This window comes from Enterococcus sp. MSG3290 (genome assembly GCF_050555565.1).
In the GTDB taxonomy this organism is placed as follows: domain Bacteria; phylum Bacillota; class Bacilli; order Lactobacillales; family Enterococcaceae; genus Enterococcus_B; species Enterococcus_B faecium.
Map to the genome: position 1 here is coordinate 2,527,501 of NZ_CP187862.1, position 17,622 is coordinate 2,545,122.

Sequence of the window (17,622 nt, forward strand, 5' to 3'; positions counted from 1 at the left end):
TCGGTCACTAGGGAGTATTTAGCCTTGGGAGATGGTCCTCCCGGATTCCGACGGAATTTCTCGTGTTCCGCCGTACTCAGGATCCTCCTAGGTGTCTTCCACATTTCGTCTACGGGGTTTTTACCCTCTTTGACTGACTTTTCCAAGTCATTCGACTATCTGAAAGAACTACCATATTGGAGTCCTACAACCCCAACAAGCAAGCTTGCTGGTTTGGGCTTTTCCCGTTTCGCTCGCCGCTACTCAGGGAATCGAATTTTCTTTCTCTTCCTGCAGGTACTTAGATGTTTCAGTTCTCTGCGTCTACCTCGAATGTGCTATGTATTCACACAATCGTAACATCCTATTAAAGATGTTGGGTTCCCCCATTCGGAAATCTCTGGATCATAGCTTACGTACAGCTCCCCAAAGCATATCGGTGTTAGTCCCGTCCTTCATCGGCTCCTAGTGCCAAGGCATCCACCGTGCGCCCTTATTCACTTAACCTTATCAACCTTGCGGTTGGGTTTTGATCCTTCTTCTAGCGATAGAAGTTAGATCAAGAAAATAAGCAATTGAACTTATTAAAAAACTCTATCCAGCTCACAAATCAGCCTGTGCGGTAAAAAGATCGATCGTCTCATAAAATCAAAGATTTTATGGCCGTCCGCCTATTTTGCTTCAGGCTAAACAATTTGTTCAGCTTTCAAATTCAACGCGGTGTTCTCGGTTTGTATTACTTACATTTACTTCAAATATCCAGTTTTCAATGAACAAATTTAACAACTAATGTTGTTAATGGAGCCTAGCGGGATCGAACCGCTGACCTCCTGCGTGCAAAGCAGGCGCTCTCCCAGCTGAGCTAAGGCCCCGTTTTAAATTGAGAGTAAACCTCTCAAAACTGAACAAAGTAAAAACAAATTGTGTAGTCTCCGTAATATTCCTTAGAAAGGAGGTGATCCAGCCGCACCTTCCGATACGGCTACCTTGTTACGACTTCACCCCAATCATCTATCCCACCTTAGGCGGCTGGCTCCAAAAAGGTTACCTCACCGACTTCGGGTGTTACAAACTCTCGTGGTGTGACGGGCGGTGTGTACAAGGCCCGGGAACGTATTCACCGCGGCGTGCTGATCCGCGATTACTAGCGATTCCGGCTTCATGCAGGCGAGTTGCAGCCTGCAATCCGAACTGAGAGAAGCTTTAAGAGATTAGCTTAGCCTCGCGACTTCGCAACTCGTTGTACTTCCCATTGTAGCACGTGTGTAGCCCAGGTCATAAGGGGCATGATGATTTGACGTCATCCCCACCTTCCTCCGGTTTGTCACCGGCAGTCTTGCTAGAGTGCCCAACTGAATGATGGCAACTAACAATAAGGGTTGCGCTCGTTGCGGGACTTAACCCAACATCTCACGACACGAGCTGACGACAACCATGCACCACCTGTCACTTTGCCCCCGAAGGGGAAGCTCTATCTCTAGAGTGGTCAAAGGATGTCAAGACCTGGTAAGGTTCTTCGCGTTGCTTCGAATTAAACCACATGCTCCACCGCTTGTGCGGGCCCCCGTCAATTCCTTTGAGTTTCAACCTTGCGGTCGTACTCCCCAGGCGGAGTGCTTAATGCGTTAGCTGCAGCACTGAAGGGCGGAAACCCTCCAACACTTAGCACTCATCGTTTACGGCGTGGACTACCAGGGTATCTAATCCTGTTTGCTCCCCACGCTTTCGAGCCTCAGCGTCAGTTACAGACCAGAGAGCCGCCTTCGCCACTGGTGTTCCTCCATATATCTACGCATTTCACCGCTACACATGGAATTCCACTCTCCTCTTCTGCACTCAAGTCTCCCAGTTTCCAATGACCCTCCCCGGTTGAGCCGGGGGCTTTCACATCAGACTTAAGAAACCGCCTGCGCTCGCTTTACGCCCAATAAATCCGGACAACGCTTGCCACCTACGTATTACCGCGGCTGCTGGCACGTAGTTAGCCGTGGCTTTCTGGTTAGATACCGTCAAGGGATGAACAGTTACTCTCATCCTTGTTCTTCTCTAACAACAGAGTTTTACGATCCGAAAACCTTCTTCACTCACGCGGCGTTGCTCGGTCAGACTTTCGTCCATTGCCGAAGATTCCCTACTGCTGCCTCCCGTAGGAGTTTGGGCCGTGTCTCAGTCCCAATGTGGCCGATCACCCTCTCAGGTCGGCTATGCATCGTGGCCTTGGTGAGCCGTTACCTCACCAACTAGCTAATGCACCGCGGGTCCATCCATCAGCGACACCCGAAAGCGTCTTTCAAATCAAAACCATGCGGTTTCGATTGTTATACGGTATTAGCACCTGTTTCCAAGTGTTATCCCCTTCTGATGGGCAGGTTACCCACGTGTTACTCACCCGTTCGCCACTCTTCTTTTTCCGGTGGAGCAAGCTCCGGTGGAAAAAGAAGCGTTCGACTTGCATGTATTAGGCACGCCGCCAGCGTTCGTCCTGAGCCAGGATCAAACTCTCATAAAAAGTTCGAACAATCTTGCGATTGTTAAGCTCAATTTGTTTGCTAGCATATTGCTTGCTTGTTAAAAATGTTTGTTGTCTTGAATTGAATCAAGACGCCCTACACATTTGGTTTGTCTTACTTTGTTCAGTTTTCAAAGGTCTACTTCATCGGGAGTGTTTCCCGATTCGTTTTTGGCTGCCGTAGCAACTTTTATATCATATCAGAGAGACAAGCGATTGTCAACTCTTTTTTAAAAGTTTTTTTCGATTTCGTTTTTCGAAATCTTTCAGCAACTCATTTATCATAACTTATCGTTTGTTATTTGTCAAGAACTTTTTTGAAGTTTTTTTCGATAGAACCAAGCTTCGCAAGTGGTTCTTTTTTAACGACTCAGTTATCTTATCATGTCGTTAGTAACATGTCAATAACTTTTTTGTTATGTTTTTGAATAAATATTTTCTTCTGTCTTTTGGACAAGTAATAATATACCAACTAAATTTAGCTTGGTCAACGAATTTTTTGTATTTTTTCAAGTTTTTTTCAATAAACGATTATTCATAACTTTTCTTTCTTTATCGTTCGTTTTCGTCTTCTTTAATGTCTAGAATAGTCGGCATTAGCTTTTGAACTTTCGTTATTATTTATTCCTTTCTACACAGCAAAAGCTGCCTAAGGAATTCCTTAGACAGCTTTTATTCGATTATCTCATTGTTGGGAATAGCAAAACATCCCGAATTGATTGTGCATCAGTTAGCAACATTACTAATCTGTCGATCCCGATACCTAGACCACCAGTTGGCGGCATACCGTATTCTAAGGCTTCCAAGAAGTCTTCGTCTACACCGTGAGCTTCGTCATTTCCTAGTTCACGTTCTTTTTCTTGCGCTTCGAATCTTTCTCTTTGATCAATTGGATCGTTCAGTTCTGTAAAGGCATTAGCAAATTCGCGCCCCACTATGAATAGTTCGAATCGATCTGTGAATCGAGGATCTTCTGGATTTTTCTTCGCTAAAGGCGAAACTTCGACTGGATGTCCGTATACAAACGTCGGTTGTGTCAATGTTTCTTCAACAAATGTTTCAAAGAATTCATTGATAACATGTCCGACACCCATAGCTTCGGTTACTTCTACATCGTGTTTTTCGGCTAAAGCTAATGCTTCTTCCAATGTCATTTCTTGCCAGAAGTCTACACCAGTTTGTTCTTTGATTGCATCTACCATATGGATGCGTTTAAAGTCACTTTCTAAGTCGACAGCTTGTCCATCATATGTGATTTTTGCTGTTCCTAGTACTTTTTCAGCTGCGTTACGGATAATACCTTCTGTCAGATTCATTACATCATTGAAATCAGTATATGCTGTGTATGCTTCTAACATCGTAAATTCTGGATTATGTGTAGTATCAATTCCTTCATTACGGAAAACGCGGCCGATTTCATAAACTTTTTCCATTCCGCCAACAATTAGTCGTTTTAAATGAAGTTCTAGCGCAATACGCAAATATAAATCAATGTCCAGTGCATTATGATGCGTGATAAATGGGCGTGCGGCAGCTCCACCTGCCTCATTGTGCAATACTGGTGTTTCTACTTCAATATAGCCATTGCCATCTAAATAGCGACGGATTTCGCTGATAATTTGGCTTCGTTTCATAAATCGGTCAAAGCTTTCGCGATTACTGATTAAATCCAAGTAGCGTTGTCTGTAGCGTTGTTCAATATTCGTTAAGCCATGGTATTTATCTGGCAGTGGACGAAGTGCTTTTGACAAAATCGTGATTTCTGAAGCTTTGATAGAAACTTCGCCTGTGTCTGTTTTCATGATTTGTCCAGTTACACCAAAGAAATCTCCAAGGTCTGCATGTTTGAATACTTCATAGGCCTCATCACCTACTTGGTCTTTTCTTACATAAATTTGAATTTGGCCTTCACGATCTTGTAGATGCGCAAATCCAGCTTTCCCTTTTCCTCGGCGAGTCATCATACGACCAGCTACACTAGCGGTCAATCCCATTTCTGCTAGTTCTTCTTTTGTTCTTGGATCAAATAGTTCATGCAATTCTTCTGAGTTGTGCGTGCGTTCAAATCGTTTTCCAAATGGATCGATTCCATCTTCACGCAATTGTTCCATTTTTTGACGACGTACAAGCATTTGATCATTTAAATCTTCTACTTGATGTTGTTGTTCCTGTGTCACAAAAGTTCCTCCATTCTCATGTTAATCTCTTTCCTATAATGCCAATGAAACACAAAAAAAGCAAGCCGAACTTGGAATTTCGGCTTGAAAATTCACGAAAAACTTAGAAATCACAACGTTTGTTTCAATAGTACTTTTTCCGCTTTTTCTACAAATTGATCCAGCAGGTCATTGATTTCTTGCTGTTTTTCTGTCTGATTGATTGCTACTTTCACTTTCGCTGCTCGAGGAATCCCTTTTAAATAATAAGCCGCATGTGTTCTGAATTCTCTACAAGCTACTTTTTCTCCTTTGAGATCTGCTAAGCGTTGTAAATGAAGTTTAGCTGTAGCAATTTTTTCGGCTGGTGTTGGTTCAGGAATCAGTTCTCCTGTTTCGAGATAATGCTGTGTGCGGTGAATCATCCATGGATTGCCCAGCGCTGCACGACCAATCATCACACCGTCTGCACCGACATAGTCAAGCATCCGTTTTGCATCTTCTGGCGTTTTGACATCCCCGTTCCCCATAAATGGGATCGTCAAATGTTTTTTCACTTCTTTCAATACTTCCCAGTCCGCTTTTCCTTCATACATCTGAACCCGTGTACGTCCATGCATAGCGATGGCACTTGCTCCAGCTGATTGTGCTGCTAATGCATTTTCTACAGCAAAGACGTGCTCTTCATCCCAACCAATACGCATCTTGACTGTTACTGGGATATCTACTGCTGAAGAAACAGCTTGGACCATTTCGTATACTTTCTCAGGATCTAAAAGCCATTTTGCTCCTGCTTCTGCTTTGATCACTTTATTTACTGGACAGCCCATATTGATATCTATTATATCGGCAGCTGTGTTTTCTTCGACAAATTGAGCAGCTTCAACTAGACTATCTTTATTTCCGCCAAATATCTGTAAACTTAATGGATGTTCTGTTTCTTCAATGTGGAGCATCTCTAAAGTTTTTTTGTTTCTGAAATGAATACCTTGGTCACTGATCATTTCACATACGACTAAGCCTGCACCAAATTCTTTGACAGTGACTCGAAATGCTGAATTTGTTATTCCAGCCATCGGTGCAACAACGACACGATTAGGGATTTCCACATTGCCGATTTTCCATGTGTGTTCCACTTAAATCCCTCCTAAGGCTTCTTTCTTCAATCCAGCTAATTCTTCTTCACTATACTTGTATTTGTTATTACAGAAAGAACAAACCGCTTCTGCACCGTGATCTTCGTCTATCATTGCTTGGATTTCTTCTGCACCTAACGCGATAATTGCTTCTGCAAATTTTTCTTTTGAACAGTCACATTTGAATTGAACAGGCATTTTTTCCAAAATGTTCAATTCTTCTGTACCAAGCAATCCTTTCAATATTTCTTCTGGTGTCTGTCCTTCATCTAAGAGGGTAGAGATTCTTGGTGTCGTTTTTAATTGTTCTTCGATCTTGCTGATTGTTTCTTCATCGGCACCTGGCATGATTTGGATCATGAATCCTCCCGCCGTCTTGATGCTGTCGTCAGTATTGACCAATACACTCAGTCCAACAGCTGAAGGGATTTGTTCTGAGATAGCAAGATAGTAAGTAAAATCTTCAGCGATTTCTCCAGAAACAATCGGCGTTTGCCCAGAAAAAGGTTCTTTTAATCCTAAGTCTTTTGTGACAGTAAACATTCCTTGTGTTCCAACTGCTCCCCGCACATCGATTTTACCTTCACTATTTAGAGGAAGACTGAGATGCGGATTTTTGATGTAACCTTTCACATCTCCCTTTCCATTTGCATCTACTACAATTCCTGTTGCTGGACCATCGCCTTGGATTCGAACAGTTAGTTTGTCTTCTCCTTTGAGCGTCGCACCAAGTAGCAGACTACCGACCAATGTCCGTCCCAAAGCAGCTGAGGAGGTGTGCCAAGTATCATGACGTCTTTGTGCCTCCGCTACGGTATTTGTTGCTTGAACGGCGTATGCTCGGACGAATCCGTCGTGAGCAAGTGCCTTAACCAAATAATCTTTCATTTGTTATGTACTCCTTTTTCCGTTTTTAAACTCATAGTGAATCATACTAGCAACTACTGCTTTTTTCAACTTTGGAATGCTTCTTTTAAAAATAATTCAGAATCATCTAGAAAACAGGACATCATCCTATTTACAACTTAAATAAAGAAATCTCCCGAAAACCGGTTTTTGTTCCGGTTTTCGGGAGTCATATCAGATCAATTGACCTATATTTTTTTATTTGTATTGATCGTCTGAATGATTATCTTCTGATTGTTGAGAATCTGAATCATGTTCTGCTTTATTTTCCTCATTCAGTTCATGTTTTGCTTCTTCAAAATCACGTTTTTCTTCCGCTTGTTTTTCAGCGTCTTTTTCTTCCAAAGCACGTTTTGCTTCTTCAAAAGTTTTCGCTTCTTTTTCGCTTGGATAATCATTTGACTCAGTACCTTCAGGCATCACACCGTGTTCAAACAATGACTTGATTGCTTTGGCATCCAATGTTTCGAATTCCAAAAGTTTTTCAGCAATCAGTTTATGCTGTGCACGATGAGCTTCGATGATTTCTCGAGCTTTATCATGAGCTTCCATCAAGATTTTTCGTACTTCTTGATCAATCTCGAAAGCGACTTGTTCAGAGTAAGCTTTTGTTTGACCATAGTCGCGGCCAACAAACACTTGATGGTTTCCTTCATATTGAACAGGACCTAAACGATCACTCATTCCATATTCTGTTACCATGCTTCGTGCTAGAGCTGTCGCTTGCTCAAAGTCATTGGAAGCACCAGTTGATTGGACATTGAAGATGATTTCTTCAGCTGTACGTCCACCAAGTAAGCCTACGATTTGTTCAAACATATCTTCTTTCGTCATCAAGAACTGATCTTCTTTTGGTAAAGCGATCATATATCCGCCGGCGCGTCCGCGAGGGATGATCGTTACTTTGTGGACGACCCGAGCGCGACTCAATACTAATCCGACAATCGTATGACCAGCTTCGTGATAAGCAACCATTTCGCGTTCTTTTTTGCTGATTACGCGATCTTTTTTAGCTGGACCTGCAATCACGCGATCTTCCGCTTCATCGATATCAGAAGCATCGATTTTCTTTTTATTTCTTCTAGCAGCTACTAACGCTGCTTCATTCAAGACATTTTCTAAATCTGCTCCGGCAAAACCTGGTGTCTGTTGAGCCACAACTTTCAAGTCAACGTCATCTGCCATCGGTTTATTCCGTGCATGGACTCGCAAGATTGCTTCACGACCTTTTACATCTGGACGTCCAACTAAAATCTGGCGGTCAAAACGACCCGGACGTAGTAACGCTGGGTCTAGTACATCAGAACGGTTGGTTGCAGCAATGACGATTACTCCTTCATTTCCGTCGAAGCCATCCATTTCTACAAGCAATTGGTTCAATGTTTGTTCGCGTTCATCATGTCCGCCGCCCATACCGGCACCACGTTGACGACCTACCGCATCAATTTCATCAATGAAAATGATAGCTGGTGCGTTTTTCTTCGCTGTTTCAAACAAATCACGAACACGACTTGCTCCAACACCGACAAACATTTCTACGAAATCAGAACCCGAGATCGAGTAAAACGGTACTCCAGCTTCTCCGGCAACAGCTTTTGCTAATAAGGTTTTACCTGTTCCTGGAGGTCCTTCTAAAAGTACACCTGCCGGGATACGGGCACCTAATTCAACAAATCGGCGAGGATCTTTCAGAAATTCAACAACTTCAACTAGTTCTTGTTTTTCTTCTTCCGCACCCGCTACATCAGAAAAACGTACGCGATTAGCTTTTTTGTCTGCTTCTTTGGCTTTTGATTTACCAAAGTTCATGACACGGCCGCCACCGCCACCGCCGCCGCCTTGTTGTCCCATCATCATGTAAAAGAAAAAGATGATGATTACGATTGGCAAGAAGCTAAGCAATAGGGAAACCCATATACCGCTGCTTGATTCTTCTTTTACTGTTGTAGCAACTTTGTTTTCTTTTGCCAGTTCTGTTACTTGGCTCAATGTTGTATCATTTGGCAAAATGATTGTTGTGAAATGGGTAGTAGTCGTATCTGTTGAACCTAAGATAGCTAACCCACCGCTGTTAGCGACGGTCTGCTGTTCTTTGTATTCACCAGTGATCTTATATACACCATTTGCAGGCTGCACTTCAAATTCTTTGATCTTGCCTGCTTGTAGTTGTTCTGTGAATTTTGAGTACTCGATATCTGACGATCGCTGGCCGTTATTACCAAAAATAAAATAAACGACCATTACCATCGCTAAGATTACGAGGACATAATACAAGGCATTTTTCATCATGCCGTTGTTCTTTTTGTTCATAGTTGCCCTCCCTAAGCGTCAATTTAATTTAACAGTTTTTTATCAATCCTGACCATTCTATTGTACCATAATTTAATTGAGATACAGCATTAATTTGATTGATAAACACTAGGTTTCAATACACCGATGTACGGAAGGTTACGATATGCTTCTGCATAATCCAAGCCATAACCGACCACAAATTCATTTGGTACGTTGAAGCCAACATAATCTGCTTCGATATTTACTACTCTTCCTTCAGGTTTGTCAAGTAGTGTAACAATTTTGACTGATTTTGCTTTGCGGTATTTGAAAAGATCCACTAAATAAGCAAGTGTTCTTCCGCTGTCAATGATATCTTCAACGATCAACAGATCGCGACCTTCTACATTCGTATCTAAGTCTTTGACGATTTTTACTTCCCCTGACGAGACTGTTGCATTCCCGTAGCTTGAAACATCCATGAAATCCAATTCCAAATACGTATCGATAGAACGAACGATATCTGCCATGAATGGTACCGCTCCTTTTAAGACACCTACTACTAGGGGATTGGTGTTTTGGTAAATTTCTGTTAACTCTTTGCCTAGTTCTTTGCAACGAACTTGTATCTCTTCTTGTGAGATCAAAATTCTCTCAATATCCTTTTCCAACATCAGGTTCTCCTTCCAATTGCTTCTTTTTGATATTTGTAAAGAAGTATGTAGTGTATTTTATCAGTTTCTTCACGAATACTCAAATATGAAAAGGCAAAAGGTATCAAGCTATATATATTTCTTTTGGCATCTGTAATGATCCAAGCATGCTGCCTTTGTGAATTAGGTACTTTCTGATCGATAAAATATCTAGATACTTTTTTTGTGAGATTCTCTGTTAATTTAATGCGGTCTCCTGCTTTTCTTTTTTCGACATACAGTTGCACATCAGCAGGAATCCAAATGTCATGAGAAAATAGAGACCATGAATCTGTTGCTTTGATGTCCCCTGCATTTTCAGGTTTGACCAGACCAATCCATTCTGTTTCATTCAAATATATTCCTTGTTCTGGAATCAGCAACAAGCGCTGGTCTTCTGTCTGGCTAGTTGCTTGTTTTTCTTTTTTAGCGAGTACAACAAAATGATACTCTCTTTTCAGTATCCAATTATTGCCAATACTGAGTTGCCATTGGCTTTTTTTCTGTTGCCACTGGTCTAAAATCGACTCCATTTGTTGTTCTTTCAAAATAATCCCTGTTTTTGAGAATGCTTTGTCGAAAAAGGAGTAAAAAAAATAGTATCGTTCAGCATCTGTCATTTCTTCAATCATTTCTGCAGAAAATCGAAATTGTTCCTCCCACTGTTCGACTTCCTTTTCGATCAACTGTCCCATATATTTTTGAATGACTTGGTCTGCCCATTGGATCTGTTGCGAAAATTGCTGGAAATGTCTCAACGCCTGTGTATTTTCTTGTTTCAATTGAGGAACTACCAAATGACGAAGCCGATTTCTCTGGACATCTAACAATTGGTTTGTCTGATCCTCAAAGTAAACAAGCTGCGATTCCGCTGCATAAGTATATAGGTCTTCTTTGCTAAAACTCAGCAACGGACGAACCAGTCTGCCAGCAGCAAATGGTTGTACTTCTTTGATTCCAGAAAAAGTATTTAACTGTCCCCCACGAACGATTTTCATTAACACCGTCTCGATTTGATCATCTCCGTGATGAGCAGTCATCAATGTGTCATATTGTCCTTCTTCCATCACGCGAGTGAATTCTTGATAACGAAAGTTACGAGCTTCTGTTTCTATGGCGGATTTGGCTGGATCTTCCCAAATACTTACATAGAAAGGGAGATTCTTCTCTTCACAATATGAGCGAAGATAGGCAGCTTCTTCTGCTGATTCTTCTCTTAATTGGTGATTGATGTGGACGATACCTAAAGAAAAACCGATTTGGCGTTGCACTTGTAAAAGTAAATGGAGCAAAACCATCGAATCAACACCACCTGATACCGCTGCTAAAATTCTCGATCCTTGTTGCCAGAATCCTTGTTCATTCCCGTGCCGAATAAATGACTGCTGTAATAGCGGTGCTTTTTTCCCGCCTTTTTCAACGTTCATCCTTTCCACACCCTTTCTTCCTAAAAAAAAGAGAGCGGGAAAACGTCTAAAACGACAATTAACCTGCCCTCTGTTGATACTATGACCCAAATAGTCGCACTATCATTATTTGCGGCTTTTTAGCTGCGACGTCCGCCACGGCCACCGCGCTTTCCTTCTGTGTTTCGCTTCAATGAAGATAAGCGGTCATCGCTATCTTTCAAAAATGAACTCATCAATGAATCGAAGTCTTCTTTTTGAGCTGAAGGTTGACTGCGAGAAAAAGATTTTTTCTGTGCTGGACGATTTCGGTTGTCACGGGGATCTTTTTGTTGATATTTTTTAGGACGGCTTTCTTCTCCAGATTCAGCAGGTTGTTCCTGCGCTTTCCGGATAGATAGTCCGATTTTTCCATCATCATTTACTGAAATAACTTTGACTGTTACTTCATCTCCTACACTTAAAACATCATGGATGTCTTTTACATAGCCATTTGACACTTCGCTAATATGAACTAGACCCGTTTTTCCAGCACCTAGATCAATAAACGCACCAAAATTTGTGATTCCTGATACTTTTCCTTGCAGTTTTGCTCCTACCTCGATTGACATAAAAAAAATGTTCCTCCTAATTATTTCCCTTTTTTATATTCCTGCTTATTTTGCAGTTGTAGAACTAGTTGATTGATCTGTTTCATTTGTCGAGCTGTCTGTATTTGATTCTAATATAGGATAAACTTTTTCACCGTCTTTTGAGTAAAAGAATTTGCTTCTGGCAAGTTTAGCTACATACTCATCATCTTTCAGCAATGAAACATCTTGGTGCAGCTGATCAACGTCTGCGTTGACTTCTTTCATTTCAGTATTTGCTTCGACTCTCAATTCGTTCAATTGATGCATCCTTTGCATGTCATGGAAAATCTGCACACCTATTATCGCGAAAATGACCAAAGCACCAACAAAAATTGCAGCCAGTCTGCGTCTTCGAAAAATCAGTTGACGTTGTTGTTGCTGAAATTCAGCATACTTTTTCTTTGCATATTCCGTATCTAGCGCAGCGATTTTATTGCTTTTTTTCGTCACTTGGATTCGCTCCAATCTTTTTGATTGTCTTTTTCATTATACCAATATCGTGAAAGCTTGTCTAATCTATTTCTCTAGTGTTTCTGTGCGATTTTCAGAAATAATTTCGTACATTTTTTGTGCATCTTCTTTTTTGGTTGATTCATGTAATTCCGTGATTTTCACTTCCAACGTTTTGTTGCCGAACTGGACTTTCAAAATATCGCCTACTTTGACATCACTGGAAGATTTCGCCAATTTACCGTTGATTTGAATTCTTCCTTTATCAGCTACTTCTTTTGCTACTGATCGTCTTTTGATGATTCGGGAAATTTTTAAAAATTTATCTAATCGCATATCTTATTCCTCACTTTTTAATTTTTTTATTTAATCGCAGGATTTTCTTACCAAAAGGCAACATTAGCCATTCTCGTACTGTAAACAGACGAAGACGGATCACTGTATAAATGAACACAGAAGCCCCGATCCCAACTCCTATCACGCTGACAAAAAAAGCAGTGGAACGATGAGTTACAGGACCAAACACTATATTCAATACACCATAATACAGCAGCAGTACTACTGCCATACAAAGAAGGCTGATCATCAACTTCCGTCCAAAATGCCGTTCTTTCCAAAAAGCATTTAGCTCTTTTGTTTCGATTCGAACAAAATACCAAAGCGTCACACCTAATCCTAAAAGAGTAGACAGGCTTGCACCTGCTGTTCCTAATAAACCGGTCAGAAAAGAAGTAGTCAATCCTTTTACCAATAGTCCCCATCCTGCGCCTTTTAAAGAAGGGCGAAACGAGTTCTTGCTTTGAGCAATACTTTGATAAGCTTGGATGACTGCAGTGAAAGCAATGGAAAAAACAAACAATACAAGCGCTGCATTTCCCGCATAATCTTTAAACAACGCATAATTGATATAAGGGAGCAGCAAGGCTAATCCCAAAGACGCAGCTAATGCTAAAGCGGTCGTCAATCTAAGATAGATTTTGGCTGTCTGTAAAAACTGACGATAGATCCGGTTGGTCAAATGACGAGTCAACGCAGGCAGGAATGTCGCACTTAATGCAGTGGCAATCACTAAACCTAATTGTACTAAAGGCTGACCTCGATCATAGACCCCTTTTGCTATCTTCGCACCGTATTCTGACAGTCCGTAAACTTCCAAAGCATTTTTTACAAAGAAAGAGTCGATCAGCTGGAAAAAGATAAGCAATCCACTATAAATCGAAACCAGTCCGCCTTCTATCAGAAAACGCCGGATCAAGGGCTTTGACGGCTGTTTGAACAATGGAAACCGTCGGAAGCTTAACGCTCCTCCATGAATCTTTTGTTCATAGTAGTGAAGGATCCCATATGCGCATAAACCGCCAAAAACAGCTCCACTCATTGCTGCCGTCCCTGTTTGGTACACCGTCCATCCAAGCTTTCTAAAAGCAAACGCACTACAGACAATCACAAAAACACGAACGAACTGCTCAACTACTTGAGAAACAGCAGTTGGTTCCATCAAGAATCTTCCTTGGAAATTCCCTCGATAAAAAGATAGACCAGGCATCAGCAAAAAGGTAAAGGAAACTACTTGGATCAGCGGTTTCAATTGTATGTCTCCCATCATCCAAGCAATCCAGCTGCTAAATGCAAAGACAAACAACCACAAAAAGACACCTGTCCAAAATACTAAGGGATAAAGATTTTGCAAAGCTTGCTTTCGCTCGAAAGGATTCTTTCTTTCTGCAACGTACTTTGATATGAACTGCGGAAGACCGGATAAAGCTAAAGTCATTGCTATCCCATAAATTGGATAAACTTGCTGATAAACATAAAAACCTTCGTCGCCGACTAAGTTTTGGAGGGGAATTCGGTAAAGGGCACTTAATACTTTTGCTATGAAAGAAGCAATCGTCAATACAAATGCTCCTTGCATGACGCGCCGCATTTCTTTATGATCCAAATCATTGCTCCTTCCTACGCTGACAGATATTTTTGCTCACGCAACGCTTTGACAAACTTTTGGATTTCCTGAAGCCATACTGCTTCTTCCATTTGGTTGGGGATCGTCAAGCGTATCACCATCTGTTCTTTTTCAACGCCTAGACTGGCTTTTAGTTTTGTCGCTGTCAGTGCTTCGAATAACTGTTCCACACTATAGCGTTTTGTTCCAACTTTACTTAGAGTAAAGACTATATGCGCCTCCTGTTTCCTTATCGTTTCTAGGAGCGCTCGATCGCCATCCATTTTGATCTGCCCAATTGTCAAGAGATGTGCTACTTCTTCTGGATATTCTCCAAAACGGTCGAGCAGATCATCTTCTAGTTCATCTAGCATTTCTTGCGAATCAAGTTCACGAATTCGTTTATAGATCTCGATTTTCTGCCGTTGATCTGCCACGTATGTTTCAGGTAGATACGCATCGACACCGAGGTCGATCTCAACAGTGGTCTTCTCCACTTGACTATTCTTTCCTTGTTTACGAGAAACAGCTTCGCTTAGCATTTGAGAATACATATCGAAACCGACTGCATCAATAAATCCATGCTGCTGAGCACCTAAGAGATTACCTGCACCGCGAATGGAAAGATCCCGCATCGCAATCTTGAATCCAGATCCCAGTTCTGTAAAATCTTTGATTGCCTGAAGACGTTTTTCACTGACTTCGTTAAGGATCTTCTGCTGCTCATACATAAAGTAAGCATATGCGACACGGCTGCTTCTTCCTACCCGCCCTCGCAATTGGTATAACGTGGATAATCCCATATAATCAGCGTTCTCAACGAACAACGTATTTGCGTTCGGGATATCTACTCCTGTTTCAATGATGGTTGTAGTGACAAGAACATCATACTGACCTTCAATAAATTCAAAAAGCGTATTTTCTAATTGCGCCTCTGTCATTTGCCCATGAGCATAACCGATCCGTGCTTCCGGAACGAGTTCTTGGATTTCTTCTACTTTTTGTTCGATCGTTTCTACCCGATTATATAAATAGAATACTTGTCCACCTCGTCCCATTTCTCGATGGATTGCTTCGCGAATAGCCCCAGGATTTTTTTCCATAACATATGTTTGGATCGGATAACGATTCGCAGGTGGTGTTTCGATTACTGAAAGATCCCGCACGCCTAACATCGACATATGCAAAGTTCTCGGAATCGGTGTTGCAGTCAGAGTCAAAACATCCACTTGTGCACGTAACTGTTTCAATCGTTCCTTATGTTTTACACCAAAACGTTGTTCTTCGTCAATGATCAGTAGACCCAAATCGCTAAATTCAATATCTTTTGACAAAATTCGGTGGGTCCCTACAACAATATCAACTTGACCTGTACGCAGTTGTTCGATGGTTTCTTTTTGTTGCTTTCTTGTTCTGAAACGACTTAATAGCCCGATATTTACGGGGAAACCTTCAAATCTTTCCAGCATCGTTTCATAGTGCTGCTGTGCCAAGATCGTTGTTGGAACTAAAAAGGCTACTTGTTTGCTTTCCTTTATCGCTTTAAAGGCCGCTCGAAGCGCTACTTCTGTTTTCCCATAACCAACATCTCCTACGAGTAGCCGATCCATTGGTTTTTCTTTTTCCATATCCCGTTTGATCTCCGCTGCACTTCTCAACTGGTCATCAGTTTCAGAGTAGGGGAAGGCATTTTCGAATTCTTTTTGGTAGGCGTCATCAGGTCCAAAAGCATATCCTTTTTCTGACTCTCTTGCGGCATATAATTTGATTAGATCGTCAGCGATATCCTCGATTTTTGAAGAGACTTTTCGCTTGGTTTTCGTCCATTCACTTCCGCCTAGCTTATTGATGCGAGGCGCTTTGGCTTCAGAGGCGACATATTTTTGGATCAGGTTCAGTTGAGTAACAGGAATAAACAGTTTATCGTCGTTTTGGTACAAAATAGTCATATAGTCTTGGTGAACGCCATCTACTTCTAGCGTTTCCATCCCGATGTATTTCCCGATACCATGATTGGCATGGACAACGTAATCTCCTGCTTTTAATTCATTATAGCTTTTCAATCGCTCTGCGTTTGTTACTGTTTGACGTCTCGTTTGTTTTTTTGTTGTTTTTTGAAAAATTTCTTTTTCTGTGATAGCTACTATTTTTTCTTGAGGAAGTTCAAAACCAGCTTGCAAAGCTCCTTCAACTAATTGTACTTGTCCTCTGATCAATGCATTTTTTTCTGTTTCTACTACTAATATGTCTTCATCTCGAAGCATTTGTTCTGCTTTGCGTATCCTGTCCTTTGTCGGAATAAAAATCACAACAGTTTGCTTTTGCTTGCGCCAACGGTCCATTTCTGTTTTCAGCAATGGCATTTGTCCGAAGAACTGTTGCATCGTCCGATATTGAAAATTATGGATTGCTTGGAAGCGAAGATTTCCCATTCCTTTTTGAAAGAGCGAGAAAAAGGTTGTGGTGAACTTTTCCTTCTGCACGATTTTTTGTATATCTGCTGAAAATGTCTGCTCAGAAAACACCCGCAATTCGCTGATTTTTTGAGTCTGCCATTCTGCCGCTTCCCTTTCGATTTCCCGATTTGTTTCCATGATTCGCTGATAATCATCAACGACTAGTAAACTATTTGAAGGGAAATAATCCAAGATCGTCACAGATTCTTGGTAAAGAAGATCTGAGTAGAATTTTGCTTCTTCTGTCGGGACACCTGCTTGCCAGCTTGAAGTCAGCTGACCGAAGTAATCTTGCAAAAACTCGCGGTCTGCTTCTTCTGTGGTCGCAGCAAGCCGTTTTTCTAGCATTTTTTGCATTTGCTCTATTCCATGTTCTAGATCCTCTGGTCCGTAGACTTGTTCACTCGTTGGGGAAACCCAGATTTCTTCCGTTTTTTCGATTGAGCGTTGTGTTTCTGCTTCAAAATACCGCATAGAATCTATCTCTACATCAAATAGTTCTACACGAACAGGATAGGTTGTCGTTAACGGGTAAATATCGATAATGCTTCCTCGAATACTGAATTCTCCCGGTTTTGCGACCATCTCTTCTCGTACATAGCCCATCAAAGTCAATTGGCGAGGAAGATTTTCCACGTCTATCTCATCACCAATATGCCAATTCAATTGCGCCTGTAGCCAAGTTTTCTTATTCGGCAGTCGCTTGTGCAAAGATGCGACTGGCAACAAATAGATACCTGCTTTTTTTTCTTGAAGTGCGTTAAGCGTTGCGACTCTCTCGCCTCGCGCTTCTGGAGAAGAAAAGGCCATTTCAGCAGAAAGCACTTCATCCACTGGAAATAAATGGATCTGATCTTGCGGAATCACATGTTGCAGATCTTCTGCTAACTGATTCGCATAATACAAATTTGGCATCAGAATAATCATGTTTTTATTTGTTTTCTTAAACGCTCGAGCAAATAGAAGTGTTTTCGCTGAGCCCGCTAATCCTGTGATTAGTTGTCTAGGCATTTTTTCTTCTAAATTGCTGACCCATTCTTTTACTTGCGGATCTTTTCCGACTAATTGAATAATATCCATTCCTTTT

At 41.4% G+C, this 17,622-nt stretch carries 11 protein-coding genes, 1 tRNA gene and 2 rRNA genes (1 of these 14 only partly in view); all 14 read right to left on the minus strand.

Features of this window, described 5'->3' with window-relative positions:
- Positions 1 to 486 (minus strand): 23S ribosomal RNA (locus IGL31_RS12265); it reaches 2,429 nt to the left of the window's first position.
- Between the two features lie 292 nt (positions 487 to 778).
- Positions 779 to 851, minus strand: a tRNA-Ala gene (locus tag IGL31_RS12270).
- Positions 852 to 927: 76 nt separating this feature from the next.
- Positions 928 to 2,488: ribosomal RNA gene (locus IGL31_RS12275) — 16S ribosomal RNA — on the minus strand.
- The 16S and 23S rRNA genes sit together here with 1 tRNA gene alongside, the layout of an rRNA operon.
- Before the next feature lie 680 nt (positions 2,489 to 3,168).
- Positions 3,169 to 4,665, minus strand: a complete 1,497-nt coding sequence (gene lysS, locus IGL31_RS12280; RefSeq protein ID WP_086299989.1) for a lysine--tRNA ligase — start codon at positions 4,663 to 4,665, stop codon at positions 3,169 to 3,171.
- Positions 4,666 to 4,775: 110 nt separating this feature from the next.
- On the minus strand, positions 4,776 to 5,780 hold the full coding sequence (gene dusB / locus IGL31_RS12285) for a tRNA dihydrouridine synthase DusB (RefSeq protein WP_002307694.1): 1,005 nt from the start codon (positions 5,778 to 5,780) through the stop codon (positions 4,776 to 4,778).
- On the minus strand, positions 5,781 to 6,668 hold the full coding sequence (gene hslO / locus IGL31_RS12290; RefSeq protein ID WP_002298174.1) for an Hsp33 family molecular chaperone HslO: 888 nt from the start codon (positions 6,666 to 6,668) through the stop codon (positions 5,781 to 5,783). It lies immediately after the preceding gene.
- A gap of 216 nt (positions 6,669 to 6,884) precedes the next feature.
- Complete coding sequence (ftsH, locus tag IGL31_RS12295) at positions 6,885 to 8,996, minus strand: ATP-dependent zinc metalloprotease FtsH (RefSeq protein ID WP_002287418.1); 2,112 nt, start codon at positions 8,994 to 8,996, stop codon at positions 6,885 to 6,887.
- Between the two features lie 89 nt (positions 8,997 to 9,085).
- Positions 9,086 to 9,631 carry a hypoxanthine phosphoribosyltransferase gene (hpt, locus tag IGL31_RS12300; protein WP_002287415.1) on the minus strand — a complete coding sequence of 182 codons (546 nt, stop codon included), beginning with the start codon at positions 9,629 to 9,631 and terminating at the stop codon, positions 9,086 to 9,088.
- A complete protein-coding gene (gene tilS / locus IGL31_RS12305) occupies positions 9,631 to 11,076 on the minus strand; it encodes a tRNA lysidine(34) synthetase TilS (RefSeq protein WP_086300004.1) in 1,446 nt (481 codons plus the stop codon). The genes hpt and tilS overlap by 1 nt, the downstream gene beginning before the upstream one ends.
- 119 nt (positions 11,077 to 11,195) lie before the next feature.
- The gene (locus tag IGL31_RS12310) at positions 11,196 to 11,666 is read right to left on the minus strand and encodes a S1 domain-containing RNA-binding protein (RefSeq protein WP_002287412.1); all 471 of its coding nucleotides are present in this window, start codon (positions 11,664 to 11,666) and stop codon (positions 11,196 to 11,198) included.
- A gap of 45 nt (positions 11,667 to 11,711) precedes the next feature.
- Positions 11,712 to 12,137, minus strand: a complete 426-nt coding sequence (locus IGL31_RS12315) for an FtsB family cell division protein (RefSeq protein WP_002287409.1) — start codon at positions 12,135 to 12,137, stop codon at positions 11,712 to 11,714.
- A gap of 66 nt (positions 12,138 to 12,203) precedes the next feature.
- Positions 12,204 to 12,473 carry an RNA-binding S4 domain-containing protein gene (locus IGL31_RS12320; protein WP_002287407.1) on the minus strand — a complete coding sequence of 90 codons (270 nt, stop codon included), beginning with the start codon at positions 12,471 to 12,473 and terminating at the stop codon, positions 12,204 to 12,206.
- Positions 12,474 to 12,483: 10 nt separating this feature from the next.
- A complete protein-coding gene (locus IGL31_RS12325; RefSeq protein WP_086299988.1) occupies positions 12,484 to 14,079 on the minus strand; it encodes a putative polysaccharide biosynthesis protein in 1,596 nt (531 codons plus the stop codon).
- A gap of 14 nt (positions 14,080 to 14,093) precedes the next feature.
- Complete coding sequence (gene mfd, locus IGL31_RS12330; RefSeq protein WP_002287403.1) at positions 14,094 to 17,615, minus strand: transcription-repair coupling factor; 3,522 nt, start codon at positions 17,613 to 17,615, stop codon at positions 14,094 to 14,096.
- Between the last annotated feature and the right edge of the window lie 7 nt (positions 17,616 to 17,622).